27 protein-coding genes are annotated in these 24,176 nt (G+C 71.3%); 21 read left to right on the top strand and 6 right to left on the bottom strand.

Annotated features, from left to right (window positions below):
• Nucleotides 1-55: 55 nt before the first annotated feature.
• A complete protein-coding gene (locus tag ACZ6ZP_RS16760; protein ID WP_454429322.1) occupies nucleotides 56-967 on the bottom strand; it encodes a LysR family transcriptional regulator in 912 nt (303 codons plus the stop codon).
• A 91-nt stretch (nucleotides 968-1,058) separates the two neighbouring features.
• On the opposite strand from ACZ6ZP_RS16760, the gene ACZ6ZP_RS16755 reads away from it, so the two are divergent.
• The 4 genes from ACZ6ZP_RS16755 to ACZ6ZP_RS16740 all read left to right on the top strand — a co-directional run bounded on the left by ACZ6ZP_RS16755 (nucleotide 1,059) and on the right by ACZ6ZP_RS16740 (nucleotide 4,682).
• Entirely contained in the window at nucleotides 1,059-2,387 is a 1,329-nt protein-coding gene (locus tag ACZ6ZP_RS16755) for an aspartate aminotransferase family protein (protein WP_469407304.1), read from the top strand.
• 230 nt (nucleotides 2,388-2,617) lie between these two features.
• A complete protein-coding gene (locus tag ACZ6ZP_RS16750) occupies nucleotides 2,618-3,364 on the top strand; it encodes a GAF and ANTAR domain-containing protein (protein ID WP_399984727.1) in 747 nt (248 codons plus the stop codon).
• A gap of 64 nt (nucleotides 3,365-3,428) precedes the next feature.
• Entirely contained in the window at nucleotides 3,429-4,148 is a 720-nt protein-coding gene (locus tag ACZ6ZP_RS16745) for an ANTAR domain-containing protein (protein WP_383824847.1), read from the top strand.
• Between the two features lie 168 nt (nucleotides 4,149-4,316).
• A complete protein-coding gene (locus ACZ6ZP_RS16740; protein ID WP_351166331.1) occupies nucleotides 4,317-4,682 on the top strand; it encodes an STAS domain-containing protein in 366 nt (121 codons plus the stop codon).
• A 119-nt stretch (nucleotides 4,683-4,801) separates the two neighbouring features.
• On the opposite strand, the gene def is transcribed toward ACZ6ZP_RS16740, so the two are convergent.
• Nucleotides 4,802-5,464 carry a peptide deformylase gene (def, locus tag ACZ6ZP_RS16735; RefSeq protein WP_383824850.1) on the bottom strand — a complete coding sequence of 221 codons (663 nt, stop codon included), beginning with the start codon at nucleotides 5,462-5,464 and terminating at the stop codon, nucleotides 4,802-4,804.
• A gap of 70 nt (nucleotides 5,465-5,534) precedes the next feature.
• On the opposite strand from def, the gene ACZ6ZP_RS16730 reads away from it, so the two are divergent.
• From ACZ6ZP_RS16730 to ACZ6ZP_RS16710, 5 genes are all read left to right on the top strand, one after another.
• Entirely contained in the window at nucleotides 5,535-6,140 is a 606-nt protein-coding gene (locus ACZ6ZP_RS16730) for a winged helix-turn-helix domain-containing protein (protein WP_366464779.1), read from the top strand.
• Between the two features lie 16 nt (nucleotides 6,141-6,156).
• Nucleotides 6,157-6,396 carry a hypothetical protein gene (locus tag ACZ6ZP_RS16725; protein WP_344521400.1) on the top strand — a complete coding sequence of 80 codons (240 nt, stop codon included), beginning with the start codon at nucleotides 6,157-6,159 and terminating at the stop codon, nucleotides 6,394-6,396.
• The gene (locus ACZ6ZP_RS16720; protein ID WP_351166324.1) at nucleotides 6,396-6,773 is read left to right on the top strand and encodes a toxin Doc; all 378 of its coding nucleotides are present in this window, start codon (nucleotides 6,396-6,398) and stop codon (nucleotides 6,771-6,773) included. Before ACZ6ZP_RS16725 ends, ACZ6ZP_RS16720 begins: the two co-directional genes overlap by 1 nt.
• Before the next feature lie 165 nt (nucleotides 6,774-6,938).
• Entirely contained in the window at nucleotides 6,939-7,346 is a 408-nt protein-coding gene (locus tag ACZ6ZP_RS16715; protein WP_351166322.1) for a YciI family protein, read from the top strand.
• An 8-nt stretch (nucleotides 7,347-7,354) separates the two neighbouring features.
• Nucleotides 7,355-8,500, top strand: a complete 1,146-nt coding sequence (locus tag ACZ6ZP_RS16710) for an RNA polymerase sigma factor (protein ID WP_469407683.1) — start codon at nucleotides 7,355-7,357, stop codon at nucleotides 8,498-8,500.
• 80 nt (nucleotides 8,501-8,580) lie between these two features.
• Here ACZ6ZP_RS16710 and ACZ6ZP_RS16705 read toward each other — a convergent pair whose 3' ends face one another.
• Nucleotides 8,581-9,681 (bottom strand): pentapeptide repeat-containing protein, encoded by a 1,101-nt coding sequence (locus tag ACZ6ZP_RS16705; protein ID WP_361473694.1) that lies wholly within the window; start codon nucleotides 9,679-9,681, stop codon nucleotides 8,581-8,583.
• A 111-nt stretch (nucleotides 9,682-9,792) separates the two neighbouring features.
• Nucleotides 9,793-10,467, bottom strand: coding sequence for an HAD family hydrolase (locus ACZ6ZP_RS16700; protein ID WP_361473658.1), 675 nt, complete (start codon nucleotides 10,465-10,467; stop codon nucleotides 9,793-9,795).
• Nucleotides 10,468-10,837: 370 nt separating this feature from the next.
• On the opposite strand from ACZ6ZP_RS16700, the gene ACZ6ZP_RS16695 reads away from it, so the two are divergent.
• The 10 genes from ACZ6ZP_RS16695 to ACZ6ZP_RS16650 all read left to right on the top strand — a co-directional run bounded on the left by ACZ6ZP_RS16695 (nucleotide 10,838) and on the right by ACZ6ZP_RS16650 (nucleotide 20,139).
• A complete protein-coding gene (locus ACZ6ZP_RS16695) occupies nucleotides 10,838-11,260 on the top strand; it encodes a DUF2243 domain-containing protein (protein ID WP_351166316.1) in 423 nt (140 codons plus the stop codon).
• Nucleotides 11,257-12,090: a cytochrome c oxidase assembly protein gene (locus tag ACZ6ZP_RS16690; RefSeq protein ID WP_469407300.1), complete on the top strand. Its 834-nt coding sequence runs from the start codon at nucleotides 11,257-11,259 to the stop codon at nucleotides 12,088-12,090. The genes ACZ6ZP_RS16695 and ACZ6ZP_RS16690 overlap by 4 nt, the downstream gene beginning before the upstream one ends.
• A 79-nt stretch (nucleotides 12,091-12,169) precedes the next feature.
• The gene (locus ACZ6ZP_RS16685) at nucleotides 12,170-12,820 is read left to right on the top strand and encodes a dienelactone hydrolase family protein (RefSeq protein WP_351166312.1); all 651 of its coding nucleotides are present in this window, start codon (nucleotides 12,170-12,172) and stop codon (nucleotides 12,818-12,820) included.
• 424 nt (nucleotides 12,821-13,244) lie between these two features.
• On the top strand, nucleotides 13,245-14,171 hold the full coding sequence (gene ltnD / locus ACZ6ZP_RS16680; RefSeq protein WP_469407299.1) for an L-threonate dehydrogenase: 927 nt from the start codon (nucleotides 13,245-13,247) through the stop codon (nucleotides 14,169-14,171).
• A 1-nt stretch (nucleotide 14,172) separates the two neighbouring features.
• Nucleotides 14,173-15,453, top strand: a complete 1,281-nt coding sequence (gene otnK / locus ACZ6ZP_RS16675; RefSeq protein WP_469407298.1) for a 3-oxo-tetronate kinase — start codon at nucleotides 14,173-14,175, stop codon at nucleotides 15,451-15,453.
• A complete protein-coding gene (locus tag ACZ6ZP_RS16670) occupies nucleotides 15,450-16,142 on the top strand; it encodes a class II aldolase/adducin family protein (RefSeq protein WP_351166306.1) in 693 nt (230 codons plus the stop codon). Before otnK ends, ACZ6ZP_RS16670 begins: the two co-directional genes overlap by 4 nt.
• Nucleotides 16,143-16,191: 49 nt before the next feature.
• Nucleotides 16,192-17,496, top strand: a complete 1,305-nt coding sequence (locus tag ACZ6ZP_RS16665) for an MFS transporter (protein ID WP_383824870.1) — start codon at nucleotides 16,192-16,194, stop codon at nucleotides 17,494-17,496.
• A gap of 35 nt (nucleotides 17,497-17,531) precedes the next feature.
• Nucleotides 17,532-18,335, top strand: a complete 804-nt coding sequence (otnI, locus tag ACZ6ZP_RS16660; protein WP_469407297.1) for a 2-oxo-tetronate isomerase — start codon at nucleotides 17,532-17,534, stop codon at nucleotides 18,333-18,335.
• Entirely contained in the window at nucleotides 18,332-19,372 is a 1,041-nt protein-coding gene (denD, locus tag ACZ6ZP_RS16655) for a D-erythronate dehydrogenase (RefSeq protein ID WP_361473678.1), read from the top strand. The genes otnI and denD overlap by 4 nt, the downstream gene beginning before the upstream one ends.
• 17 nt (nucleotides 19,373-19,389) lie before the next feature.
• Nucleotides 19,390-20,139: a FadR/GntR family transcriptional regulator gene (locus ACZ6ZP_RS16650; RefSeq protein WP_361473681.1), complete on the top strand. Its 750-nt coding sequence runs from the start codon at nucleotides 19,390-19,392 to the stop codon at nucleotides 20,137-20,139.
• Nucleotides 20,140-20,148: 9 nt separating this feature from the next.
• Here the strand turns inward: ACZ6ZP_RS16650 and glgX are convergent, their stop codons facing one another.
• Both glgX and ACZ6ZP_RS16640 read right to left on the bottom strand, forming a co-directional pair.
• Nucleotides 20,149-22,311 (bottom strand): glycogen debranching protein GlgX, encoded by a 2,163-nt coding sequence (gene glgX / locus ACZ6ZP_RS16645; RefSeq protein ID WP_469407295.1) that lies wholly within the window; start codon nucleotides 22,309-22,311, stop codon nucleotides 20,149-20,151.
• A 48-nt stretch (nucleotides 22,312-22,359) separates the two neighbouring features.
• Complete coding sequence (locus tag ACZ6ZP_RS16640; RefSeq protein ID WP_351166294.1) at nucleotides 22,360-22,878, bottom strand: pep a2; 519 nt, start codon at nucleotides 22,876-22,878, stop codon at nucleotides 22,360-22,362.
• Between the two features lie 290 nt (nucleotides 22,879-23,168).
• Between ACZ6ZP_RS16640 and ACZ6ZP_RS16635 the strand changes: the two genes are divergently transcribed.
• The gene (locus ACZ6ZP_RS16635) at nucleotides 23,169-23,405 is read left to right on the top strand and encodes a DUF5133 domain-containing protein (RefSeq protein WP_351166292.1); all 237 of its coding nucleotides are present in this window, start codon (nucleotides 23,169-23,171) and stop codon (nucleotides 23,403-23,405) included.
• 73 nt (nucleotides 23,406-23,478) lie between these two features.
• The coding region (locus tag ACZ6ZP_RS16630) for a maltotransferase domain-containing protein (RefSeq protein ID WP_469407292.1) at nucleotides 23,479-24,176 on the top strand (698 nt) is incomplete at its 3' end.

Below are 24,176 nucleotides of genomic sequence, written 5' to 3'. Positions count from 1 at the left end.
CTCCCGCTGCTCGGCCGGTGACCATGACCGGCCGGGTCGGCGCCGCGCGAGGCCGTCACCCCCGAACCGGCAGCGGCAACGGCAGCTCCGGATGATGCCGCAGTGCCTCCAGTACGGCGCGCACCGCCGCGCGAGGCGGGGAGCCGCGGCGGATCGCCGCCGTGATGGTGCGGGTCACCGGAGTGGCGAGTTCCCGGGTGGCGACGCGGTAGCGGCGGTCGACCGCAAGGCCGGGCAGCAGCGCGATCGACAGTCCGGCCTCGACGTGCTGGAGGGTCATCATGTAGTTGCTGAAGCGGCACACCACCCGTGGCTCGAAGCTCGCCTGGCGGCACAGGCGCAGCGCGAGATTGGCCATGTAGGACTGCGGGATGTCGAACGCCCAGGGCTCGTCCGCGTAGGCCGCGAGGTCCACGGCGCCGCGACCGGCGGCGGGGTGCTCGGGCGGGACCACCAGCAGGACCGGGTCCGTGGCCAGTGGCACGAGGTCGATGTCCGGTCCCAGCGGCAGCTCGTCGAAGTCCGTGGTCGTGATGATGATGTCCGCGTCGCCGCCGCGCAGCGCGGGCATGCTCGCGTGCGGCTCCAGCTCGAGGAGTTCGACGTCCAGGTGCGGGTGCTCGCGCGCCAGGCGGCTCACCGCCGGTACGGCCATGGTGTGGATCGCGCTCTGGAAGGCCCCGAGGCGCACCAGGCCGGCCGGTTCTTCGCCGAACCCGCGCAGCTCCGCCTCCACGCTGGCCATGTGGTCGAGGATCGCCCGTGCCCGCCGGGCGAGGATCAGCCCGGCCGGGGTCAGCCGCACCCGGCGGCCCGTGCGTTCGATCAGCTGGGTGCGCGTCTCGGTCTCGAGCACGGCGAGCTGCTGCGACACGCTGGACGGGCTCAGGTTGGCGGCCTGGGCGACCGCCCGGACGGTGCCCAGCGTGTCGAGCTGGCTGAGCAGTCGCAGCCTCCAGGGGTTCATCACACCCCTCATTGTTGTGCGGTTCTACCGAACAGGAAAGCCGGAATCGTGAGATGGACGTGTCGCTCGGCGGCCCCCTACCGTCGGCGGCATGACCGCTTCGACCACCGCCCCCGCGTCCACCGACACCTTCTGGGCCGATGCCGAGAGGCATCTCGTGCGCTACGGCGGCGAGTTCACCCACGAGATCATCGAGCGCGCCGCCGGAAGCTTCGTGTTCACCGCGGACGGCCGGAAGATCCTCGACTTCACCTCCGGCCAGATGAGCGCGATCCTGGGCCACTCGCACCCGGAGATCGTCGCGACCGTGCAGCGGCAGGTCGCGTCCCTCGACCACCTCTTCAGCGGCATGCTCAGCCGCCCGGTGGTCGACCTCGCCCGGCGTCTTGCCGGTACGCTGCCCGCGCCGCTGGAGAAGGCACTGCTCCTGACGACCGGCGCCGAGTCCAACGAGGCCGCGATCCGGATGGCCAAGCTCGTCACCGGCAAGCACGAGATCGTCTCGTTCGCGCGGTCCTGGCACGGCATGACGCAGGCCGCCGCGTCCGCCACCTACAGCGCGGGGCGCAAGGGGTACGGGCCGGGCGCGCCCGGCAACTTCGCCATCCCCGTGCCGAACGCCTACCGGCCCGACTTCACCACGGACGACGGCTCGCTGGACTGGCGCCGCCAGCTGGACTTCGCCTTCGACCTGATCGACGCCCAGTCGACCGGCAGCCTGGCCGCGTGCCTGGTCGAGCCGATTCTCAGCTCCGGCGGAATCATCGAGCCGCCGGCCGGGTATTTCGCGGCTCTGCGGGCCAAGTGCCGCGAGCGCGGCATGCTGTTGATCCTCGACGAGGCGCAGACCGGTCTGTGCCGGACCGGGACCTGGTACGCCTTCGAGCGCGACGGCGTCGTGCCCGACATCCTCACGCTGTCCAAGACGCTGGGGGCGGGCCTGCCGCTGGCGGCCGTGGTGACCAGCGCGGAGATCGAGCAGGAGGCGTACGAGCGCGGGTATCTGTTCTTCACCACGCACGTCGCCGACCCGCTGGTGGCGGCGGTCGGCAACACCGTCCTCGACGTCCTGATCCGCGACAGGCTCGAGGAGCGTGCGCGGTCGCTGGGCACCTTCCTCCACCAGGGGCTTGCGGACATCGCCACGCGGCACGAGGTCGTCGGCGACATCCGCGGCCGGGGTCTGCTGGCCGGGCTCGAACTCGTCGTCGACCGCGAGACGAAGCAGCATTCGAACGAGCTGGGCGCACGGGTCACCCGGCGCTGCCTGGAACTCGGCCTGCACATGAACATCGTCCAACTCGCTGGTATGGGCGGCGTCTTGCGCATGGCGCCCCCGCTGACGGCCACCGAGGACGAGCTCTCCCTCGGCCTCGCGATGCTGGACCAGGCGATCGGCGAGGCCTGCGCAGCGCTCTGAGACCTCGGCTCACCGCAGATCGTGGCGATCGTCGCGTAGCCGTTTGCCAGAACCTGAACCAGGGTGTTCGGCTCAGGACGACTGTGATCAGACCTGACCACGTCTGTCGAAGTCCCGTAGACGAAAGAGAGCAGCTGGCCTGAGGCTCACCCGTTGTGCCCGGCAGGGAACATACTGGGCACGAGCGGGAGGGGCGCCCGGATTCGCGTGTCCCACGATCTTGAGGGTGAGTGGGCGTGCTTGGACTACCGCGTGAAGAGCGCCTGGCTCTGGCCTTCGTCGATCTCGCCGACACACTGGTGCAGGACTTCGACGTCATCAGTTTTCTGCACACGCTGACCGAGCACTGTGTGGACCTGCTGGACGTGGCGGCGGCCGGGGTGATGCTGGCCACCCCCGCAGGCCGGCTGGTGGACGCGGCCGCCTCTGATGAGCGCACCCGTCAGCTGGAGCTGGCCGGCATCGAGTGGGACGAGGGCCCGTGCCGGGACTGCTTCCACTCCAGTCTGCTGGTACCGGACATGGCGCTGGCCACCGCATCGGCCCAGATCCGGTGGCCGCAGTTCACCCCTCGGGCGCTCGAGCTGGGTTTCACCTCGGTGGTGTCGGCCCCACTGCGGCTGCACGATCAGGTGATCGGCGCTCTGGGACTGTTCCGGGATCAACCGGGCCCCTTGGACGCCGCCCAGCTGAGGCTGGGACAGGCCCTGGCGGACACTGCCACCATCGGGGTCCTGCAACAGCGCGCGGTGAGCGAACAGATGACCGTCGCGGCGCAGTTGCAGGCAGCGGTGACTTCCCGGATCGTCATCGAGCAGGCCAAGGGCTTCCTGGCCCACCGACGCGGCACCAGTGTCGAGGAGGCGTTCACGGTGATGCGCCACTACGCCCGCGATCACCGTATGCGGCTGACCGACCTGGCCCGGCAGGTCCTGGAAGAATCCGCAGACCCCTCCCTGCTGGACCGCGGACGGTGAGACGGCGGCGCGACCAAGAGCCGAGTCCCTGGCGCCAGTTCGTACCCGGGAGGGGGTGAGGCCGGTGCCCGAGCGGGCGATGGCCTCCTATCTGCGCACCCTGCGCACCCACCCGGGCCCCGGGCCGGCCCCCCTGCCGCTCGAAGCATGCGCCCGGTCACTGGGACTGGACGGCCTGGCCCTGCTGCTGGCCCCCGGCGGCAACAACCCCGAGCTGGTGCAGTCCTTCGGCGAGCGCACCACCGCCCTGGAGGATCTGCAGCTGACCCAGGGGCAGGGCCCCAGCCTGGACGCCGCCCGGCACGGGATGGTCCTCCTGCTGCCCGACCTGGCGGACACCAGCGCCTTCGCCCCCACCCGCTGGCCCGGGCTGCCCGGCGGCGTCGGGGATTTGGGGGTACGCGCGATGTTCACGTTCCCACTGCGTATCGGGGTGATCGCGATGGGCGCGCTCACCGGCCATCGCACCCGGCCCGGACCACTCAGTCACGACCAGCTCGCCGAAGCCTTCGGCCTCGCCGACACCCTCACCCAGATCGTCATCGGCCGGGCCGCCCGGCCGCCCGAGCCCAGCTGCCTGCTGGTGGACGAACCCGGCTGGGAATTCGCCGAGGTCCACCAGGCCACTGGCCTCCTCTCCGCCCAACTCGGCATTACCTGCGCCCAAGCCCTGAGGCAGCTGCGCGGTCATGCCTACAGCCATGACCGCCCGCTGCTGGCCACCGCCCGCGACGTACTGGCGTACCAGCTCCGCCTGGACGACCCCGACAAACGGTGGCCCTAGCCTGCCCACGGCCGTATCGCCCGCCGCACAGCACAGGTCATGCCACGTCCGCAGCCGTTCGGCACAAGAGCACGCAAGTCTCTCCGCCGGGCCTAGAATCCCCCGTGTCGACCGGGTCCCCGTCGGCGCCAAGTCCCCACGGACATCGCGCCATCGGGAAGGGTCTTCATGATCCCCGTCCAGCCCACCGCATGTGTCCAGGAAGTCCGTACGCACGGCAGCTGCAGCCTCGTGATCGTGTGCGGGGAGATCGATCTGCTCACCGCGCCCGGCCTGGTCTGCCACCTCGACTGGCTGACCTACACCGGCCGCCCCGACCTGCTGATCGACCTGCGCCCGGTGTCGTTCATGGACACCAGCGGCATCAAGGCGCTGGCACGCGCACGTGACCGGGCCACCGGCCGATGCGGCAAGATCCGTCTGGTCTGCACGCGGCCTGCGACCCTGCGCCTGCTGCACCACCCGGTGATGCGGTTGGGGCTGGAGACGCTGGAGGCCCTGCCCTCTCCCGAACCACCCCACGTCGCAGCATGAGGTCCGAGGGGTGGGAAATGCCGTGTCGCCGAGACCGAGCCGCTGCCTCCGCCGGCCCCGCGACGGCGGAGGGAGGTCCAGCCGTACGGGGTCTGTGCACCACGTGCCCTCGCGGTGTCTCAGCGCCCCAAACTGCCCGCCTTGAGGGAGCGTTGGGCGAACACGTCCTCGCGTCGGTCTTCCATCTGCCGCAAGGCGTCCTTGCGGTCCCGCTTGGAGAGCCGGTCCAGATACGTGTGGCCGACGAGGTGATCGCTCTCGTGCTGCAGGCAGCGGGCGAAGTAGCCCGTCCCCTCGATGGCGAGAGGGTGGCCGTCCTTGTCGAGCCCGCGGACGACGGCCCGATCGGGGCGGGCCACGGCCATGGTGGCACCGGGCACGGACAGGCAGCCCTCGGGTTCGTCGACGAGGCGGCGGCTTCCCGGGTCGGGCAGGTCCAGGACGGGGTTGATGATGTGGCCGACGTGCCGGATCCCGTCGTCGTCCGGGCAGTCGTAGACGAACAGCCGCAGGTCGACGCCCACCTGGTTGGCGGCGAGGCCCGCACCGTCGGCCACGTACATCGTCAGGAACATGTCGTCGATGAGCGCCGACAGTTCCGCGGTTCCGAACCCGGTCACCTCGCGGCACGGGCGGCTCAGGACCTCCTCCCCCACCACCGTGACCCGGCGTACCGAGCCCCGTTCCGCCTCCGGCGCCTGCGCAGGATACGTGTCGACGGGCCGGCCCTGCACCCGGACTCGCCGGTCTGCGGGACGGGACCGGTCGTGACGAACAGCCATCGCGCTCTCCCCTTCTGCGTCGGGCAAGACCCCCTTGCCAAGGACTTTGCAAAGTAGCAGACTTTGCAAAGTGACTGAAGATGACCTCGACTCCTCCCCCGGCCCGACCGGGGACCGCGCCGACAGCGGCGATGCACTGCGCGAGCACGAGGTCCGTACGGCCCTGATGGACCTGCTGGCCGAAGTCGGCACCGTCACGGCGACCGAAGCCGCCGCCCGGCTGGGACACAGCTCGGGGCTCTGCTCGTTCCACCTCCGCCAGCTCGCCCGCCACGGGCACATCGAGGAAGCCCCTCACCACGGGGGACGCGCGCGCCCCTGGCGCCTGAAGCAGCACCGCCCCGCCGGCGCACCCGCCGAGGAGCAGTTCGGCGACTTGGCGCGCGGCCTCGAGGACGAGAGCTGGCAGCGATGGCTCGCCCAGCGCGACCAGGCACCGGGCGAGTGGCGCCGCGACGAGGCCTTCAGCGCCATCGCCTACCTGACGCCCGCGGAGATGAGCCGGGTCGCGGACACGGTCCGCCGGGCACTCGCCCCCTACCAGGACCGGGAACAGCGTCCCCTGGCCCGGCCGGACGGCGCCCGCCCGGTGGCCCTCATCACCCGGCTGTTCCCCTTGCTGGCGCAGCCCGATTCGGCTGCGGACGGGGGAGACACTCCCCCGGCAGGTACCTAGTTGGTACCTTGGAGATATGCCGTCTCTGAACGTGACTTTCACCGACGAGGAGCTCAAGGGTGTCCGCGCGGCCGCGGCGGCCGAGGGCAAGAGCCTCAAGCAGTACCTGCACGACCTCGGAGTCCGTGAGATGGAACGTCAGAAGTTCGTCGCCGGCGCCTCCACCTGGGCCGACAGGCTGCGGGCGGAGTTCGACGCGGCCAACCCCGAGGAGATTCCACCCTCCGCACGTCACGAGGGGTCCGCGGCCGCCTGATGGTTCTGTTCGTAGACGTCTCATGGCTCTTGGACATCCAGGAGTTCGCCGTGGCCCCCGAGGACATGTCCGTGTCGGACTACTCCGCGCTGGTCGCCGCTGTCGCCCGGCACAGGACGAAGCTGCCGACCCTGGAATCCTCCGACCCGGACGCCGCCTGGCGCGCGGCCGCCCTGCTGCACACCATCGTGCGCCTGGAGCCCCTGCCCTACCGCAACAGCCTGTACGCGGCGTTCGTGGCCGCCCAGTACATGGACCAGTCCGGCGAGGGCATCGATCCGCCCTACGGAGCGCTGTCCGATCTCGTGCGAAAGATAAGCGAGAGCCGCATCAGCGTCTACGCGGTCGCCGACCAGATCAGGTCCTGGAAGGTCTGACCCCCTTCTCGGCGGGCACCCCCTCCCGACCTGACGGCTCGGCCCGGCAGCCGAGAAGGAAAGTCGAAAGAGAAATCTGCCGACGATGTCGAGAAACCGTGGCCGGCTCCGTCCCCGTAGTGAACGCGGCCACAATGGGTCGCACCAGTACCGAGGAGAATCACCATGGCCAAGTACTTGCTGCTCAAGCACTACCGTGGCGCCCCGGCAGCGGTCAACGACGTGCCGATGGACCAGTGGACGCCCGAGGAGATCTCGGCGCACGTGCAGTACATGAACGACTTCGCGAACCGGCTCGAGCAGAGCGGTGAGTTCGTCGACAGCCAGGCACTGGCCTTCGAGGGGACGTTCGTCCGGTACGACGGCGAAGGGCGCCCGCCGGTCACCGACGGCCCGTTCGCCGAGACCAAGGACGTCATCGCCGGCTGGATGGTGATCGACGTCGACAGCTACGAGCGTGCCGTCGAGCTGGCCGGGGAGCTGTCGGCCGCCCCGGGGGCGGGCGGAAAGCCCATCCACGAGTGGCTCGAGCTGCGTCCGTTCCTGTCCGCGGCGCACACCATCACGGAGTGACCTCTGCGATGGACGAGGCCCTGCTCAGGAGCCTCACGCCGAGCGTGCTCGGGGTCCTCGTCCGCCGCGGAGCAGACTTCGCGGCGGCCGAGGACGCCGTGCAGGACGCGCTGGTCGAGGCCATCCGCGTCTGGCCCGCCGACCCGCCGCGGGATCCGAAGGGCTGGATGGTCACCGTCGCCTGGCGCCGGTTCCTCGATGCCGCCCGTGCGGACACCGCTCGCCGTCGGCGTGAGGATCTCGTCGACGAGGAGCCGGCGCCCGGGCCCGCGCCGACGGTGGACGACACGCTCCAGCTGTACTTCCTGTGCGCCCACCCGTCCCTGACGCCATCGTCCGCGGTCGCGCTCACGCTCCGCGCGGTCGGCGGTCTCACCACCCGGCACATCGCCCAGGCCTACCTGGTGCCCGAGGCGACCATGGCGCAGCGCATCAGCCGGGCCAAGCGCACCGTCTCCGGCGTGCGGTTCGACAGGACCGGCGACGTCGCCACCGTGCTGCGCGTCCTCTACCTGGTCTTCAACGAGGGCTACTCCGGGGACGTCGACCTCGCCGCCGAGGCCATCCGGCTCACCCGGCAGCTCTCGGCCGCGATCGACCACCCCGAAGTGGCGGGGCTGCTCGCCCTCATGCTGCTCCACCACGCCCGGCGCGCCGCCCGCATCGCCTCCGACGGCGGCCTGGTGCCGCTGGCCGAGCAGGACCGCGGCCGGTGGGACACCCGGTCGATCGCCGAGGGCATCGGAATCCTGCAGTCGGCCCTGGCCCGCGACCGCCTCGGCGAGTTCCAGGCCCAGGCCGCCATCGCGGCACTGCACTGTGATGCGCCCACCGCCGAGGAGACCGACTGGGTGCAGATCGTCGAGTGGTACGACGAGCTCGCGCGCCTGACCGACAGCCCGGTCGTCCGGCTCAACCGCGCGGTGGCCGTGGGCGAGGCGGACGGACCGCGCGCCGGCCTGTCGGCGCTCGCGAAGCTGGACGACTCCCTGCCCCGCCACACCGCGGTGGCGGCGTACCTCCACGAGCGCGACGGCGACCTGGCGACGGCGGCACGGCTGTACGCCGAGGCGGCCCAGAAGGCCCCCAACCTCGCCGAACGCGACCACCTGACCCGCCGGGCCGCCCGGCTCAACGCCCGCAGGGGGCGCTGACGGATCGCTCTCGGAGTGTTCCCGCGGACGTGGCACGATCCGGGGCTGCGGCCACCTAGCAGGTCTCCCGCGCCCCGCGGTCACTGCACCGAACGCAGGGGCGGGTGCTGCGTCGTGACCCCTGGGGGCTGGAGCAGGGGCGCTGGTTCGGGGCCGGGGTCCTCGGTGTCCACGACGCCGGCGGCCGCGTGGTCGAAGCCGGCCGGCCATCGCGTGCGCTCGCTGGCCAGCGCCCCGGTCAGACGCGCCTGGAGCAGGTCGGCCGTGCTCAGATCGGAGCCCCGCAGGTCGGCCAGGCGCAGGTCGGCACGGCGGAACACGGCGCCGCCCGCATCGGCCTTGCGCAGACTCGCCTCACGCAGGTCGGCCTCGGTGAAGTCCGCGTCACGCATGTCCGTTTCGGTCAACTGTGCGCCTCGCAGGTCGGCCAGTACGCAGCGTGCCCGGCGCAGGATCGCCGTCGTGAGGTCGGCGTGCCGTAGGTTGACCGCGACGAGGGACGCCTGCGTCAGGTTGGCGTGGTAGAGACCTGCCGCCTCCATGCAGGCGCGGTCGAGGTTGACCTCGTGCAGCCACAGCCCGTCGCAGTCGGCCCGGCGCAGATCCGTGACACTGAGGTTGACCCAGGACTGCTCCCGGGGCTGCTGCAACAACACCCCGAGCCCGGTCAGCGCCACCTGGGCGTCGGCGGCACGGACCTCCAGCGGCACGACGTCGTTGATGGGCACGTCCCTTGCCGGAGACTCCGGCCCGGCAGGTGGCCAGGGCAGATGTGTCCGCAGGTAGGCGGCCTGGATGGAGACGACGGCCTCGCGGTCGCGGGCGGAGTACTCCGCGATCCGCCACAGGGCGTGGAGCCCGCCGATCCGTGTCTGCAGCTTGTCGCTGCCGAGTTGATCGACGGCCGTGCTGAACCGGTCGGTGACATGGCCCTCCTGGGTGGCACGCAACCCGTCCTGGCTGACGCGCAGTTGCCGCCAGGTGGCGTACGCGCCGAACAGCACGACCATGCCGCCCACGGCCTGAAGCAGTGTCGTACGGACGTCGTTCACCGCTTTGAGCCGATCCTGCGCAGCGACGCTCGCCCCGGCGAGATCGTGGTCGACCACCACACCCGGCAGGAAGACGAGCAGCCAGCCCAGAACGGCCGGCCCCGCTGTCGCGGCCAGCAGAGCCGCCATCGCGCGCTGCCGGGCCGGCCGGACACGCCGACGCCTGCCACCGCGCTCCGGCTCCCCCATCTCCATGGGCATGGGACCCTATGCGCCGCTCAAAAAACGATCAAGACGGAGTCAGCCGTCGCCTTCCTGGCGCGTGAACACACTGCTCGCGAGCGAGGACAGCAGGTGGGCGGTGTCGTCGTACACCTTTGCCGCTCCGGCTCGGGTGAGGTCCTCGCCGGGGATGCCGCCGCTGAGGACGGCCAGCGGTGTGACGCCCGCGCGCCGTGCGGATTTCATGTCCCAGACCGAGTCGCCGACGAGCACGCTGTCGCGCGCGTTCGCACCGACCAGGTCGAGGGCGTGGGCGACGGGTTCCGGAGCGGGTTTGCCCTCGTCGACGTCGTCGGCGCTGGCCGTCGCGGCGATGACGTCGTCCGCGTCGACGGCGGCGCGCAGCGCGCCGAGTTCGGCGCCGCCCGCGGAGGTGACAAGGACGACGGTCCACCCCTCCCCCGCCAGGGCACGCAGCAGGCGTCCGGCGTCGTCGAAGGCTTCCAGCCGGTCGAAGTGCGTGCCGTAGAGCGTCTTGTGCGCGGCGCTGATGGCCGCGTCCTGGTCCGTGTCGCGGTCTTCACCGAGGACGTGCCCGATCAGGTCGGTGCCGCCCAGGCCGATGGCATGGTGCACGGCACGCATCGGCACCTGGTGGCCGGCCTGCCGAAACGCCTCCCACCAGGCCGTGACATGCAGGTAGTTGGTGTCGACGAGCGTTCCGTCGACGTCGAACAGGGCGGCACGTGTCACGAGGGCTCCGTTCATGGCCTTCATGGCCTTGCGGGGGGCTTTCACCGTACGCAATGGCCCTACGAGCAGCACGTTTGGCTGGCCGATTCGTGCGCGCAAGCGGGTGAGCCCGCGGTCGATGAGGGCAGGGCGCCGTTTCGCTGGCCGGGCGGCGCAGCGGCGTGAAAGCGACGGTCTGGCATTCCGCTTCGCGGGTACTCGGCGCCTCGCTTTCCCGCTCGTCCTTCCCGTTTTCGCCGCTGGATACCGAGGAGACCCGGATGACGTTCCTTTCCCGAGAGCAGCAACGCGCCGTGCAGGCGCCGCAGTTGGGGAGACGGTCCGTGCCGGTGTGCGCTCCGGCGCCCGCCGTTCGCAGGAGTGCGCACCGGTGAGGGGGCGGTCCCTGCTCTCCGGGGCGCTGGTCGGCGTCGGGATTGCGGCGTTCATCGACGAGATGGTGTTCCACCAGCTGCTGCACTGGCACCACTTCTACGACAAGGCGTCGAGCGAGGCCGGTCTGGTCTCCGACGGGATCTTCCACGCCTTCGGCTGGCTGGCGATGGTGGCGGGCCTGTTCCTGTACGCGGACCTGTGGCGCCGAGGCGCCCGGCACCTCACCGCCTGGTGGTCGGGCCTGTGTCTGGGGCTCGGCGGCTTCCAGCTGTACGACGGCACCTTCCAGCACAAGGCGCTGGAGCTGCACCAGATCCGCTACGGCGTGGATCTGGCGCCGTACGACTGGACCTGGAACGTGATCGCCGTGCTGTTCCTGCTCGCCGGCGTGCTGCTGCTGGTCCGGGCCCGCCGATGACGGCCGTGGTGCTGGTCGTGGCCGTGAGCTGTCTGGGCTATGTGGCGACGGCCCGGCAGCTGCGCCGGCGCGGCGACCGCTGGCCACACCCGCGTGACGCGGCATTCTGCGCGGGCGGCGCGGTGCTCATCGTCTCGTTCGCCGCCCCGTGGGAGGACTGGCCGCCGTTCACCGGGCACATGGCCACCCATCTGGGCATCGGGATGATCGCGCCGCTGCTCTTCGTACTGGGCCGGCCCGTGACGCTGGCGCTGCGCGCGCTGCCGGTGGGACCGCGGCGACGGCTTCTCTCCTGCGTACGGTCCCGGCCGGCGGCTCTGCTCGTGTGGCCGCCGCCGGCCGCACTGCTGCACGTCGCGGGGCTGTGGGCGGTGTACCGCACGCCTCTCCTGGCCGCCGGGCACCACCGGCCCTGGCTGCACGCACTTGTCAGCGTGCATCTGCTGGCCTCGGGCGTGCTGTTCGCCTTCGCGGTCCTGGCCCTGGACCCGCTGCGTCACCGTGCCGGGTACGCGCTGCGGGGCGGAGCCCTGCTGGCCGCGTCGGCGGCGCACGGCATCCTGGCCAAGTCGCTGTACGCCACGGGCCCGCCCGGCACCTCCTATGCCGCGGCCGACCTGCACCTCGCGTCGTACGTCATGTACTACGGCGGGGACGTGGTCGGCATCGCCCTGGCCGTGCTGCTCGGGCGGCAGTGGTACGCGGCCGGGGGCCGGGCCCTCGCCCGGGGCCGACGCACCCCCGGCCCGGAAGCGGACGGGCGAGCGGTGCGGTCGCGGGGCGGGAGGACTCTCGGGGCCCCGCACGATCGCGCCCAGGCCTCTCCCTGACCACTGCCGTGACGCGGCCGCGTAGTGAAGACCGCGCGGGGTACCCGGCGTTCACCCGTCCCCGGAATCCGGAGGTCCCATGCTGTCCGAGACCGTCACCGTGCCCAATGGCGAGGGGGCTCTCCTCGGTGAACTGACCGTGCCGGACACGGCGTTCGGCGTCGCGATCCTCGCCCATGGCAGCGACAACTCCCGCCACAGCCCCCGCGACCGGGCCGTGGCCGACACCCTGAACGACGCCGCACTCGGAACCCTGCTCATCGACCTGCTCACCGCCGACGAAGAGGCCGCCGACTGGGCAACCGGGCGGCACCGCTGCGACATCGATCTGCTGACCCGCCGGTTGATCGCGTCCGTGGACTGGCTCGCCGCCCGCACCGCCGATCTGCCGCTCGGCCTGTTCGGCGCGAGCACGGGAGCGGCGGCGGCGCTCGGTGCCGCGGCCGCCCGGCCCGGCCTGGTGGACACGGTGGTCTGCCCCGGCGGCCGCCCCGACCTGGCCGATGACGAGGTGCTCAGCCAGGTGTGCGCGCCGGTGCTGCTGCTCGCGGGCGGGCGCGACAGGGAGACGCTGCGGCTCAACCGGGCAACGGCCAACCAGCTGCGCACCCTCAGCCGACTGCGCGTGATCCCTGATGCCGCGCATCTGTTCGAGGAGCCCGAGGCCTTGGACGAGGTCGCCGCCGTGGCGGTCCGGTGGTTCGCCGGCATGGGACTGGCACACGCCTGAGCGTCCTGGGTCGGCGCACCCGCACAGCGAAGGAGGGCCCGCGCGCCCGTGCGCATCCATGACCGCAGGTTCACAGCCGCAGGCACGCCGTGCGGGCCGTGGCCGCACATCGCGCGTACGTCAGGCGCCGGGCGGCGTCCCCGCACCGGCCGTCGGGGCACCGCCCATGCCTGACGCAGCATCAAGAACCAGCCGTGCAGGGGCACTTCTGCGCTCATGACCCAGCAGCTCCCGACCCGGCCCCTCACCTCACACCCCACCCCCCGGCACCCGCCACCCCATCCCATCACCATGTGACCGGCATCACAGTGCGCCATCCCACATCCTCAGGTCATCATATGACCCGATCGCCGCACGGATTCAGAGCCGGACCGCACCCCGGGCCGCACCCCGGACGGCACGGCACAGCGAGACGAGGATGGGCATGAACGACCAGGACAGGCCGACACGGCCGCGCGTAGGCGTGGTGGGGCTGGGGGCCATGGGGCTCGGCATGGCGCGCAGTCTGCGGAACGCGGGCTTCGATGTGGGGGTCCACGATCTGCGCCCCGATGTGGCCTCGGCCTTCGCCGAGGAGGGCGGCAGCGCCTTCGCCTCCGCCGGTGAACTGGCGGCCTCGGTCGACGTCCTGGTCGGCGTCGTGGTCAACGCGGCGCAGGTCGAGTCGGTGCTGTTCGGGCCCGGCGGCGCGGCCGAGCGGCTGCATCCGGGCTCCGTCTACGTCATGTGCTCCACGGCCGACCCCACCTGGTCCGCCGAGCTCGAACGGCGCCTGGCCGAGCGGGGCGTGCTCTACCTGGACGCCCCCATCTCCGGGGGCGCCGCACGCGCGGCCGGCGGCGAGCTCACCATGATGACCTCGGGCGCCCCCACCGCGTACGCCATCGCCGATCCGGTGCTCGAAGCCATGAGCAGCACGGTCTACCGCCTGGGCGACGAGGCCGGGATCGGCTCCAAGGTCAAGGTCGTCAATCAGCTGCTCGCGGGGGTGCACATCGCCGCGGCGGCCGAGGCGATGGCCCTTGGCATCAAGGCGGGCGTACCCGCCGATGCGCTCTACGAAGTGATCACGCACAGCGCCGGCAACTCGTGGATGTTCGAGAACCGCATGGCGCACGTACTGGCCGGGGACTACACGCCGCTGTCCGCGGTCGACATCTTCGTCAAGGACCTGGGTCTAGTGCTGGACGCGGCCCGGCCGGAGAAGTTCCCCCTCCCGCTGGCGGCCACCGCCCACCAGATGTTCCTCCAGGCGTCGGCGTCCGGTCTGGGCGGCGAGGACGACAGCGCGGTGATCAAGATCTTCCCGGGGATCGAACTGCCCCACCAGACAGAGCAGTCGGAGGGCTGAGATGGGAATCCGACTCGGTTGCATCGCCGATGACTTCACCGGCGCCACGGACCTTGCCAACAATCTGGTGCGCGCGGGCATGCGCGTCATCCAGCTGATCGACGTACCGCGGACCGGCGTTGAGGGTCCGCTCGACGCGGATGCCGTCGTCATCGCCCTCAAGTCGCGCACCACCCCGGCCTCCGAAGCCGTCGAAGCCTCACTGCGGGCGCTCGAGTGGCTGCGTTCGGCGGGCGCGGAGCAGATCTACTTCAAGTACTGCTCGACCTTCGACTCGACGCGGGCCGGCAACATCGGCCCCGTCACCGAGGCCCTGATGGACGCGCTGGGCACCGATTTCACGGTCGCGACCCCGGCGTTCCCCGACAACGGGCGCACCGTGTTCAAGGGGCACCTCTTCGTCGGCGACGTCCTGCTCAGCGAGAGCGGCATGCGCCATCACCCGCTGACGCCGATGACCGACTCCAACCTGGTCTCGGTGCTCGGCGCGCAGACCGCGCGCCCGGTCGGTCTCATCGACCACACCGTGGTCGCCGCCGGTGCCCAGGCCATCAAGGAGCGCGTCGACGCGCTGCGCGAGGAGGGCATCGGCGCCGCGATCGTCGACGCCGTCTCCAACGACGATCTCGTACGCCTTGGCACGGCGGTCAAGGGGCTTCCGCTGGTGACCGCAGGGTCGGGTCTGGCCATCGGTCTGCCCGCCAACTGGGGCTTCGAGCCCTCTGCTGCCGCGGCCCGGCTGCCCCCGCCCGCGGGTCATCGGGCCGTCGTCTCCGGGTCGGTGTCCACGGCCACCAACGGTCAGGTCCAGGCGTTCCTGCGCGGCGGCCGGCCCGCGTTCAGCGTGGACCCGCTGCGGATCGCGGACGGTCAGGACGTGGCCGGGCAGGCGCTGGCCTTCGCCGCCGCGCACCTGGCCGAGGGTCCGGTGCTCGTCTACTCCACCGAGTCGCCGGACGCGGTCAAGGACGTCCAGGGCCGTCTCGGTGTCGCCGAGGCCGGTGAGCTCGTCGAGCAGACCCTGGCCCGCGTCGCCCAGGGGCTCGTGGAGGCGGGTGTACGTCAGCTCGTCGTCGCCGGTGGCGAGACCTCCGGCGCGGTCGTCCAGGCGCTGGGCCTGACGGGCCTGCGCATCGGGCCGCAGATCGACCCCGGTGTGCCCTGGTGCGCGGCGGCCCTCCCCGGCGGGGACACGCTCCACATCACGCTGAAGTCCGGCAACTTCGGCGGACCCGACTTCTTCACCGCCGCCTTCGGGCACCTCGACGGGGAGTCCGCATGAGCCCGCTCCCCGGTCCGGCCGCACATGACGCGGACGACGTGGCCGCCGCGCGCGCCGAGATCGTCCGGGTGGGCACCAGCCTCTTCGCCCGCGGCTACGTCCACGCCAGCGCCGGGAACATCAGTGCCCGCGTCGGCGACTCCCACCTCATCACGCCCACCGATGCAGCCCTGGGCTTCCTGGACCCCGAGCGCCTGGCCCTGGTCGATGCCGGGGGCGAGCAGATCGCGGGTGATCGCGCCAGCAAGACCCTCACCCTGCACCGGCGTATCTGTGCCGCCGACCCCACGGCACGGTTCGTCGTCCACACCCACTCCACGCACCTGGTCGCGCTCACCCTGGCCGGCGTGTGGAGGCAGGACGACGTGCTGCCGCCCCTGACTCCGTACTACGTCATGAAGGTCGGACACGTCCCGCTCATCCCCTACCACCGGCCCGGCGATCCCCTCGTGGCCGACCTGGTGACCGGCCGTATCGCTGATCGTGCCGCGGGACGCACACCGATCAGGGCCGTACTGCTCGACCGTCTGGGCCCAGTCGTCTGGGGCCCGGACGCCGCATCCGCTCTCGCCGTCCTCGAAGAACTCGAGGAAACGGCACGCCTCTGGCTCCTGACCGACCGTCGCCCCGAGCCGCTCCCCTCCCCCGCTCTCGACGAACTCAAGGCCGTGTTCGGCGCCTCTTGGTGATCGCGCACCGCCCGTCGGAGAATCCCCTGAGCCGCAGTAAGGATTCCGCATGTCCACGTCCACAGAGACGGCCGAGACCCCCGACCTCGTCCGTGAGAACGCCGTGTTCCGCAAGGTCGTTCTGCGCATCGTCCCCTTCCTGATCCTCTGTTACGTCTTCTCCTACCTGGACCGCGTCAACGTCGGCTTCGCGAAGCTGCAGATGTCCGACGACCTGGGTCTGAGCGAGGCGGCGTACGGCCTCGGCGCCGGTCTGTTCTTCATCGGCTACTTCCTCTTCGAGGTCCCGTCGAACCTGATGCTGCAGCGCATCGGCGCGCGCACCTGGATCGCCCGCATCATGATCACCTGGGGGCTCGTCTCGGCGGCGTTCTCGCTCGTCACGAACGAGACCATGTTCTACGTGCTGCGCTTCCTGCTCGGCGCGGCGGAGGCCGGCTTCTACCCGGGTGTGATCCTCTACTGCACCTACTGGTTCCCCTCCCACCGCAGGGCCCGCGTCATCGCGATGTTCATGTCGGCGATCCCCGTGGCCGGCATCTTCGGCAACCCGCTCTCCGGCTGGATCATGGACACCTTCCAGGGGGTCAACGGGTGGCAGGGCTGGCAGTGGATGTTCCTCCTCGAAGCGATCCCGGCGCTCCTCATCGGTGTGGCCACGCTGTTCTACCTCGACAACAACGTGCGCAGCGCCAAGTGGCTCTCCGACGAGGAGAAGGACATCGTCGAGGCGGCGATCGCCAAGGACACCGCGCACCAGAAGCACGGCCGGGTGTGGGACGGCTTCCGCGACGCCAAGGTGTGGCTGATGTGCCTCATCTACTTCTGCTTCGTGATGGGCCAGTACGCCCTGACCTTCTGGATGCCCACCTTCGTCAAGTCCACCGGCATCGACGACACCCTGACCATCGGCGTGCTCAGCGCCGTGCCGTTCGTCGCCGCGCTGATCGCCATGAACCTGTTCGGACGCTCCGCGGACAAGCGCCGCGAGCGCCGCTGGCACCTGGTCGTCCCCAGCCTCATGGGCGCCGTCGGCTTCTCCCTGGCCGCGAGCTGGAGCGGATCGACCGTGCTGTCTTTGATCGCCCTGTCCTTCGCCGCGGCCGGCGTGCTGACCTGCGCCCCGCTGTTCTGGTCGCTGCCCACCGCGTTCCTCGGCGGCACCGCCGCGGCGGCCGGACTCGCCCTGATCAACTCGGTGGGCAACCTGGCCGGCTTCGTCAGCCCGTACATGATCGGCGGGCTCAAGGACGCCACAGGATCGACCTCCATCCCGATGTACGTCCTGGCCCTGAGCCTGGTCATCGGCGCGGGAGCCGTGCTGACCACCAAGAAGGCCGTCGTCAACCGTTGACCGGGTCCGGTCCCGGCCCCACCACAGGAGCACACATGCCGAGGTTCGCCGCGAACCTGTCCATGATGTACACGGAAGTCGACTTCCTCGACCGGTTCGCCGCGGCGTCGGCGGACGGCTTCGAGGCCGTCGAGTACCTCTTCCCCTACGCCTACGACGCCGCCGAGCTGCGCCGCCGGCTCGACGAGCACGGCCTGCGGCAGGTCCTTTTCAACGCGCCTCCCGGCGCCTGGGAGTCCGGCGAGCGGGGCATCGCCTCGCTGCCCGGCCGCGAGGGCGAGCTGCGCTCCGGGATCGAGCGGGCGCTGGAGTACGCCGCGGCGCTCGGCTGCGGTCAGGTGCACGTGATGGCCGGTCTGCTGCCGCCGCAGGCGGCGTCCGCCCAGCAGGCCGCGCACCGCGCCACCTATCTGGGCAACCTGGCCTGGGCCGCCGAGCAGGCGGCCGCCGCGGGCGTCGATCTGCTGATCGAGCCGATCAACGGCCGTGACATGCCGGGCTACTTCCTGCACCGGCAGGCCGAGGCACATGCGATCGTGCAGGAGGTGGGTGCGGCCAATCTCAAGGTGCAACTGGACCTGTACCACTGCCAGATCGTGGAGGGCGACCTCACCACGACGCTGCGCCGCGACCTGCCCACCGGCCGCGTCGGCCATCTGCAGATCGCGGGCGTGCCCGACCGCCACGAACCCGACCGGGGCGAACTCGACGTCCGCCACCTGTTCGACGTCGTCGACGAGCTGGGCTTCGAGGGGTGGATCGGCTGCGAGTACATCCCCCGGGCCGGTACGAGCGAGGGGCTCGGCTGGCTCAAGAACTACCGAGGAGAACGCACATGAGGATCGTCATCACCGGTGGCTTCGGCTTCCTGGGACGCAAGGTCGCCGACGCCCTGCTCGAGCGGCGGACCCTGTGCGGTGCGCCCATCGGCCGGCTGGTGCTCGCCGACCGGTTCGTTCCCGCCGGGTCGCCGGTGGCCGCCGACCCGCTGGTGGACGTCGTACAAGGTGATCTGAGCGAGCGCCTCGACGAGATCTTCGCGCAGCCGGTGGACGTCCTGATCCACCTGGCGGCGGCGGTCTCCTCCGAGTGCGAGGCCGACTTCGACCTGGGCATGGGCGCCAACCTGGACACCACCCGCGCGCTGCTCGATGCCGCCCGCGCGCAGACGGCGGCCGGTGGACCGACCCCCCGGGTGGTGTTCTCCAGCAGCGTCGCGGTCTACGGCTCCGATGCCGCGCTGCCGCTGCCGGAGGTGGTCGGCGAGTCGACGCTGCCCACGCCGCAGTCCAGCTACGGCGTGCAGAAGCGCATCTGCGAACAGCTGGTCGCCGAGTACACCCGCCGGGGCTTCGTCGACGGACGCGTGGCGCGGCTGATGACGGTCTCGGTGCGGCCGGGCAAGCCCAACGCGGCCGCCTCCGGTTTCCTGTCCGGCATCATCCGCGAGCCGCTCGCGGGCCTGCCGGCCACCTGCCCGGTCAGCCCCGGCCTGCGGGTCGCCCTGGCCTCGCCGCGGCGCACCGTCGAGGGCATCCTGCGCATCGCCGAGGCCGAGCGCGGCAGCGGCCCCGGACAGCTGGCGGGCGGTCTACCGGTGAACCTGCCGGCGCTGACGGTCACGGTCGCCGAGATGCTGGACACGCTGCGCCGGGTGGCCGGCGATGCCGTCGCCGACCTGGTGACGGTGACGCCCGATCCGGCCGTCGAGGCCATCGTCGGCTCGTGGCCGGCCGCCTTCGACAACGCGCGCGCCACGGCGCTCGGCCTGCGACCGGACGCGACCTTCGAGTCGGTCGTCCGCGCGTACGCCGAGGACCACCCCGAAGCCGTCGCGGCCGCGGGGCTGCCCGCAGCCGGGGCGATCAGGCCCTGACGGATAGACTGACGAGCATGTTCTCCAAGGTGAGTGGCCCCATACGGCTCGCGGACCGGGTCGCCGCGATCCTCTCGGAGGAGATCGAGTCGGGCCGTCTGGCCGCGGGCGACAAGCTGCCGACCGAGGTCGAGTTGGTCAAGCAGCTGGGCGTCAGCCGCACCGTGATCCGCGAGGCCGTCTCCCGGCTTCGCAACGCGGGCCTGGTCGAACCGCGCCAGGGCCGGGGCGTGTTCGTCATGCCCCGGCGCACCCGGCCGCTGGACCTGGAGGCCGAGGCCTCCGGCACCAAGTCCAAGGTCATGCAGATCGTGGAGGTCCGCCGCGCCATGGAGGGCGAGGCGGCCTCGCTGGCGGCCACCCGTGCCACACCGGACGACGTCACCCGGATGCGGCAGTCCCTGGCCGCGATCGACAAGGCGGTCGCGGCCGGCGGCGACGGCGTGGACGAGGACCTGGCGTTCCACCAGTCGATCGCCGAGTCGACCGGCAACGCGGTGATGGTCTCCACCGTGCGGTACTTGGGCGAGGTCATGCGCGGCGGCATCCGCGTCACCCGGGCCAACGAGGCGCGGCGCAACGACTTCATCGAGGCGGTGCGGGTGGAGCACCACGCGATCCTGGCGGCCATCGAGGCAGGCGACGAGGACGCGGCCCGCAGCGCCGTCCGCCGCCACATGAAGCACGCCGCGTCCCGCCTCCAGGACGCGGACGAGGGTTTTTGGACCGAGACGGACGAGCTCGAAGTGGACTTGGAGCAGCGCTGACCCGCCCCGTCAGCTGTCCGGGGGACGGGACAGGACGACCAGGGAGCGCGGCTCCACGCTCAGGGTCGTGTCGGCCTTGTGTTCGGTCTCGTCCGGGGGGCCGCCGCCGGGTTCGGACGTGTCGAGCAGGGTCGTCCAGCACGCTCCGTAGGTGGCGTCGGGGAGGCGGAACTCCATCGTCTCCCAGTAGCAGTTGAACAGGACGAGGAACGAGTCGTCCACGACGCTCTGGCCGACGCGGTCCGGTTCGGTGATGGCGTCGCCGTTGAGGAAGACGGCGACCGCGTGCGCGTCGGGCCGGTCCCAGTCCGGTGTGGTCATCTCCGCGGCGTCCGGGCGCAGCCAGACCAGGTCCGGCAGCGGCTCGCCCCGCTGCCGGAGGACGTCGCCCCGAAAGAAGCGGCGGCGGCGCAGGATGGGGTGTTCGGTACGCAGCGCCACCACCCGGCGGGTGAAGTCCAGCAGGTCCGCGCGTTCCTCGTCGAGGTCCCAGTCGATCCACGTCGTCTCGTTGTCCTGGCAGTACGCGTTGTTGTTGCCGAGCTGGGTGCGGCCCAGTTCATCGCCGTGGCCGAGCATCGGGATGCCCTGGGACAGCATCAGCGTCGCCAGGAAGTTGCGCTGCTGCCGTGCGCGCAGGGCGCGTACCTGCGGATCGCGGGTGGGGCCTTCGGCGCCGCTGTTCCAGGAGCGGTTGTCGCTCTCGCCGTCCCGGTTTCCCTCGCCGTTGGCCTCGTTGTGCTTGGTGTCGTAGGAGACCAGATCGCGCAGGGTGAACCCGTCGTGGGCGGTGATGAAGTTGACGCTGGCGCGCGGGCGGCGCCGGTCGTGCTGGTAGAGGTCGGCGGATCCGGTCAGGCGTGAGGCGAACTCGGCGAGCGTTCCCTCTCCTGCGCGCCAGAAGTCCCTGACGCAGTCGCGGTACTTGCCGTTCCACTCCGACCACAGCGGGGGGAAGTTGCCCACCTGATAGCCGCCGTCGCCGAGGTCCCACGGCTCGGCGATGAGTTTGACGCGGCTGATCACGGGGTCCTGCTGGATCAGGTCGAAGAACGCCGATAGCCGGTCCACCTCGTGGAACTGCCGGGCGAGGGTGGCGGCCAGGTCGAAGCGGAAGCCGTCGACGTGGCACTCGGTGACCCAGTAGCGCAGGGAATCCATCAGCAGCTGAAGGACGTTGGGGTGGCGCATCAGGAGGCTGTTGCCGGTGCCCGTGGTGTCGTAGTAGCGGCTGAAGTCGTCGTCGGACAGCCGGTAGTAGGAGGCGTTGTCGATGCCGCGGAAGGAGAGGGTGGGGCCGTTCTCGTTGCCCTCCGCGGTGTGGTTGTACACGACGTCGAGGATCACCTCGAGACCGGCCGCGTGCAGGGCCTTGACCATGGACTTGAACTCGGTGACCTGTTGCCCCAGCGTTCCGTGCGCCGCGTAGGTGTGATGCGGGGCGAAGAACCCGATCGTGTTGTAGCCCCAGTAGTTGGACAGCCCTTGGTCGAGCAGGAAGCCGTCCTGGACGTACTGGTGGACCGGCATCAGTTCGACCGCGGTGACGTTCAAGGAGGTCAGGTGGTCGATGACGGCCGGTGCGGCCAGGCCCGCGTAGGTGCCGCGGAGCTCTTCGGGCACGCCTGGATGCGTGCGGCTCAGTCCGCGTACGTGCGTCTCGTAGATGACGGAGTCGGAGTAGGCGTGCGCGGGCGGGCTGTCTCCGGTCCAGTCGAAGGCCGGATCGACGACCACCCCGCACAGGGCGGCGGGCCCGGCCCTGTCGCGGGAGCCCGCCCGGCGCCCCGCGGGCGTGTCCCCCGGCGGCACGTCGTCGTCGCGCAGGTCGTGGATCGCCCGTGCGTAGGGATCGAGGAGGAACTTCCTCGGGTCGCAGCGGTGCCCGGCGGCGGGCATCCACGGGCCGTGCACCCGGTAGCCGTAGCGCCGGCCCGGCCCGACGTCGGGCAGGTAGCCGTGCCACACCGCGCCGTCGGCCTCCGTGAGCGTGATGGCCCGTTCGGCGCCGTCCGCGTCCAGCAGGATGAGATCGACCTGCTCCGCCACCTCGCTGAACAGGGCGAAGTTGGTTCCGTCGCCGTCGTACGTGGCGCCGAGGGGGAAGGGTCGGCCGGTCCACACGCGCACAATCTCTCCCGTCGTCGTCACCTGATCTCGACCATCGGGCATGCGGCGGGTGCGCGCCCTTTCGGGAGCGCACCCGCCGCGCACGTTCGGTCAGGCAGGCTCGGCGACCTCGAGGGGGCCGACGTGCTCCGGCGCGCCCACGCCGACCGGCTGTGCGACGGCGCGGGGCAGGGGCCGCGCCTCGATCGTGATGGGTCCCGGGCGTTTGGGGACCAGGGGTTCGCGAAGCTCCGTACGGCTGCGCAGCGAGAACCAGACGATGTGCTGGTCCGCGGCGGTGCAGCTGCCCCACCCGTCGCTGAGCGCCGCGATCTGGCTCAGGTGGTGCGGCTCGGCGCGGTGCTCGCCGGCAGCGGCCGGAGCGCCGTGCGAGACCGCGGTGATCAGGTGCTGTCCGGTCCACCATGTCTCGATCGCGGTCCGTACCGCGCAGGTGTTGCGTGCCGCCGGCTCCAGAAGGAGACCGAGTCCGCGCGACACGTCCGGCACGTGCTGTTCAAGACCCCAGTACCGCAGATGGGCGGCCAAGATGCGCCTCACCTGACCGACGCGCTCGGGCACCAGGTCCACGTCGATGTGGTAGTAGCGGGGCACTGCGTGGTGGTTCATCGTTCTTTGCTCCTCGCCGCGGAGCTCGCGCCCCGCCGCTTCGACGGAGTCATGCGCACGGAGCGTGAGCGGTGATCGCTTGAGAGTCAGGAACCAGCCTCGGCCCTCTACTCCATTCGTGCAACACGAGAGTGATCGGCCGGCTGCGCTGCGTTCAACAGGACGGGGCGCGCTTCACCTCGCACCATGAAGGGAGGAACGAACCCACTGTGATGGGTCGCTTCCCCTGCGTGAACGACCTGCGGGCCGCCCGGGCCCGCCGTCACGGAGGTCCAGGAGGTCGAGGTGCGATGCGACCGAAGCGCGCCACAGAAGACGTCGATCGGCAACTGGTGAGTTACCGCGCCTGGCAGCGCCGCTTCCTCGCCGCCCCCGGCGACCCCGCGGTGCGGGCACGGTTCGAGGACGCCGTGGCCGCGCTGTGCGCCGTGACGAGCGCCCGCTGCGGCCGGGAGGCGGCCGAAGCCGCGGAGCGCCCGCCGCGCCCCGATCCCGCCGGCCGTGCCCCCGCGCCCGGGAGCCGGTGACGCGAGGACCGAAGCCGCAGCGAACGAACCCCAGACGATCAGCGCACACCGCACGAGCCCGGAGGTGGAGAGCATGTCGGTGGACCCCAGTCACGTCCGCGTCCCCATCGAGGATGTGCGCCCGTGTGTCCACCGGGGCCTGCGCCCGGCGAAGGCCGTCGTCGGCGAGGCCGTGGAGATCACGGCCCGGGTGTTCGTCGAGGGCTCCCGCGTGGTCGGCGCCGCGGCGCTCCTGCACGCGCCCGACGGCCGCACCACGCGACGCCGGACCATGCGGGAGCTGGCCCCCGGCACCGACCGGTGGGCCGCCGACGTCACCCCGGACGCGATCGGCCGCTGGAGCTTCACCGTCGAGGCCTGGACCGACCCCATGGCCGCCTGGCAGCGCGACGCGGTGATCAAGGTGCAGGCCGACGTGGACACCGGGGTCACCCTGGAGGAAGGGATCGGGCTCTTCGACCGGGCCCTTGCCCAGGCACCCGACGAGGCGGCGCGCTCCACCCTGGCCACGGCGCTCGGCGTGCTGCGCGACGACTCCCGCAGCCCGCTGGACCGGCTGGCGGCGGCCACGGCGCCGCAGGTGCGCACACTGTTGTCCGCCCATCCGCTGCGCGAACGCCTCACCGAGAGCGCCCCGTTGCCGCTGCTGGTGGAGCGGGAGCGGGCGCTGTTCGGTTCCTGGTACGAGTTCTTCCCGCGCTCGGAGGGCGCCGTCGTCCGCGAGGGCCGGCCCCCGCAGTCGGGGACCTTGCGCACCGCCGCCGAACGCCT

The sequence above is a fragment of the Streptomyces sp. NPDC054047 genome, from assembly GCF_055585065.1.
This window is presented reverse-complemented; position numbering and strand designations above follow the sequence as displayed.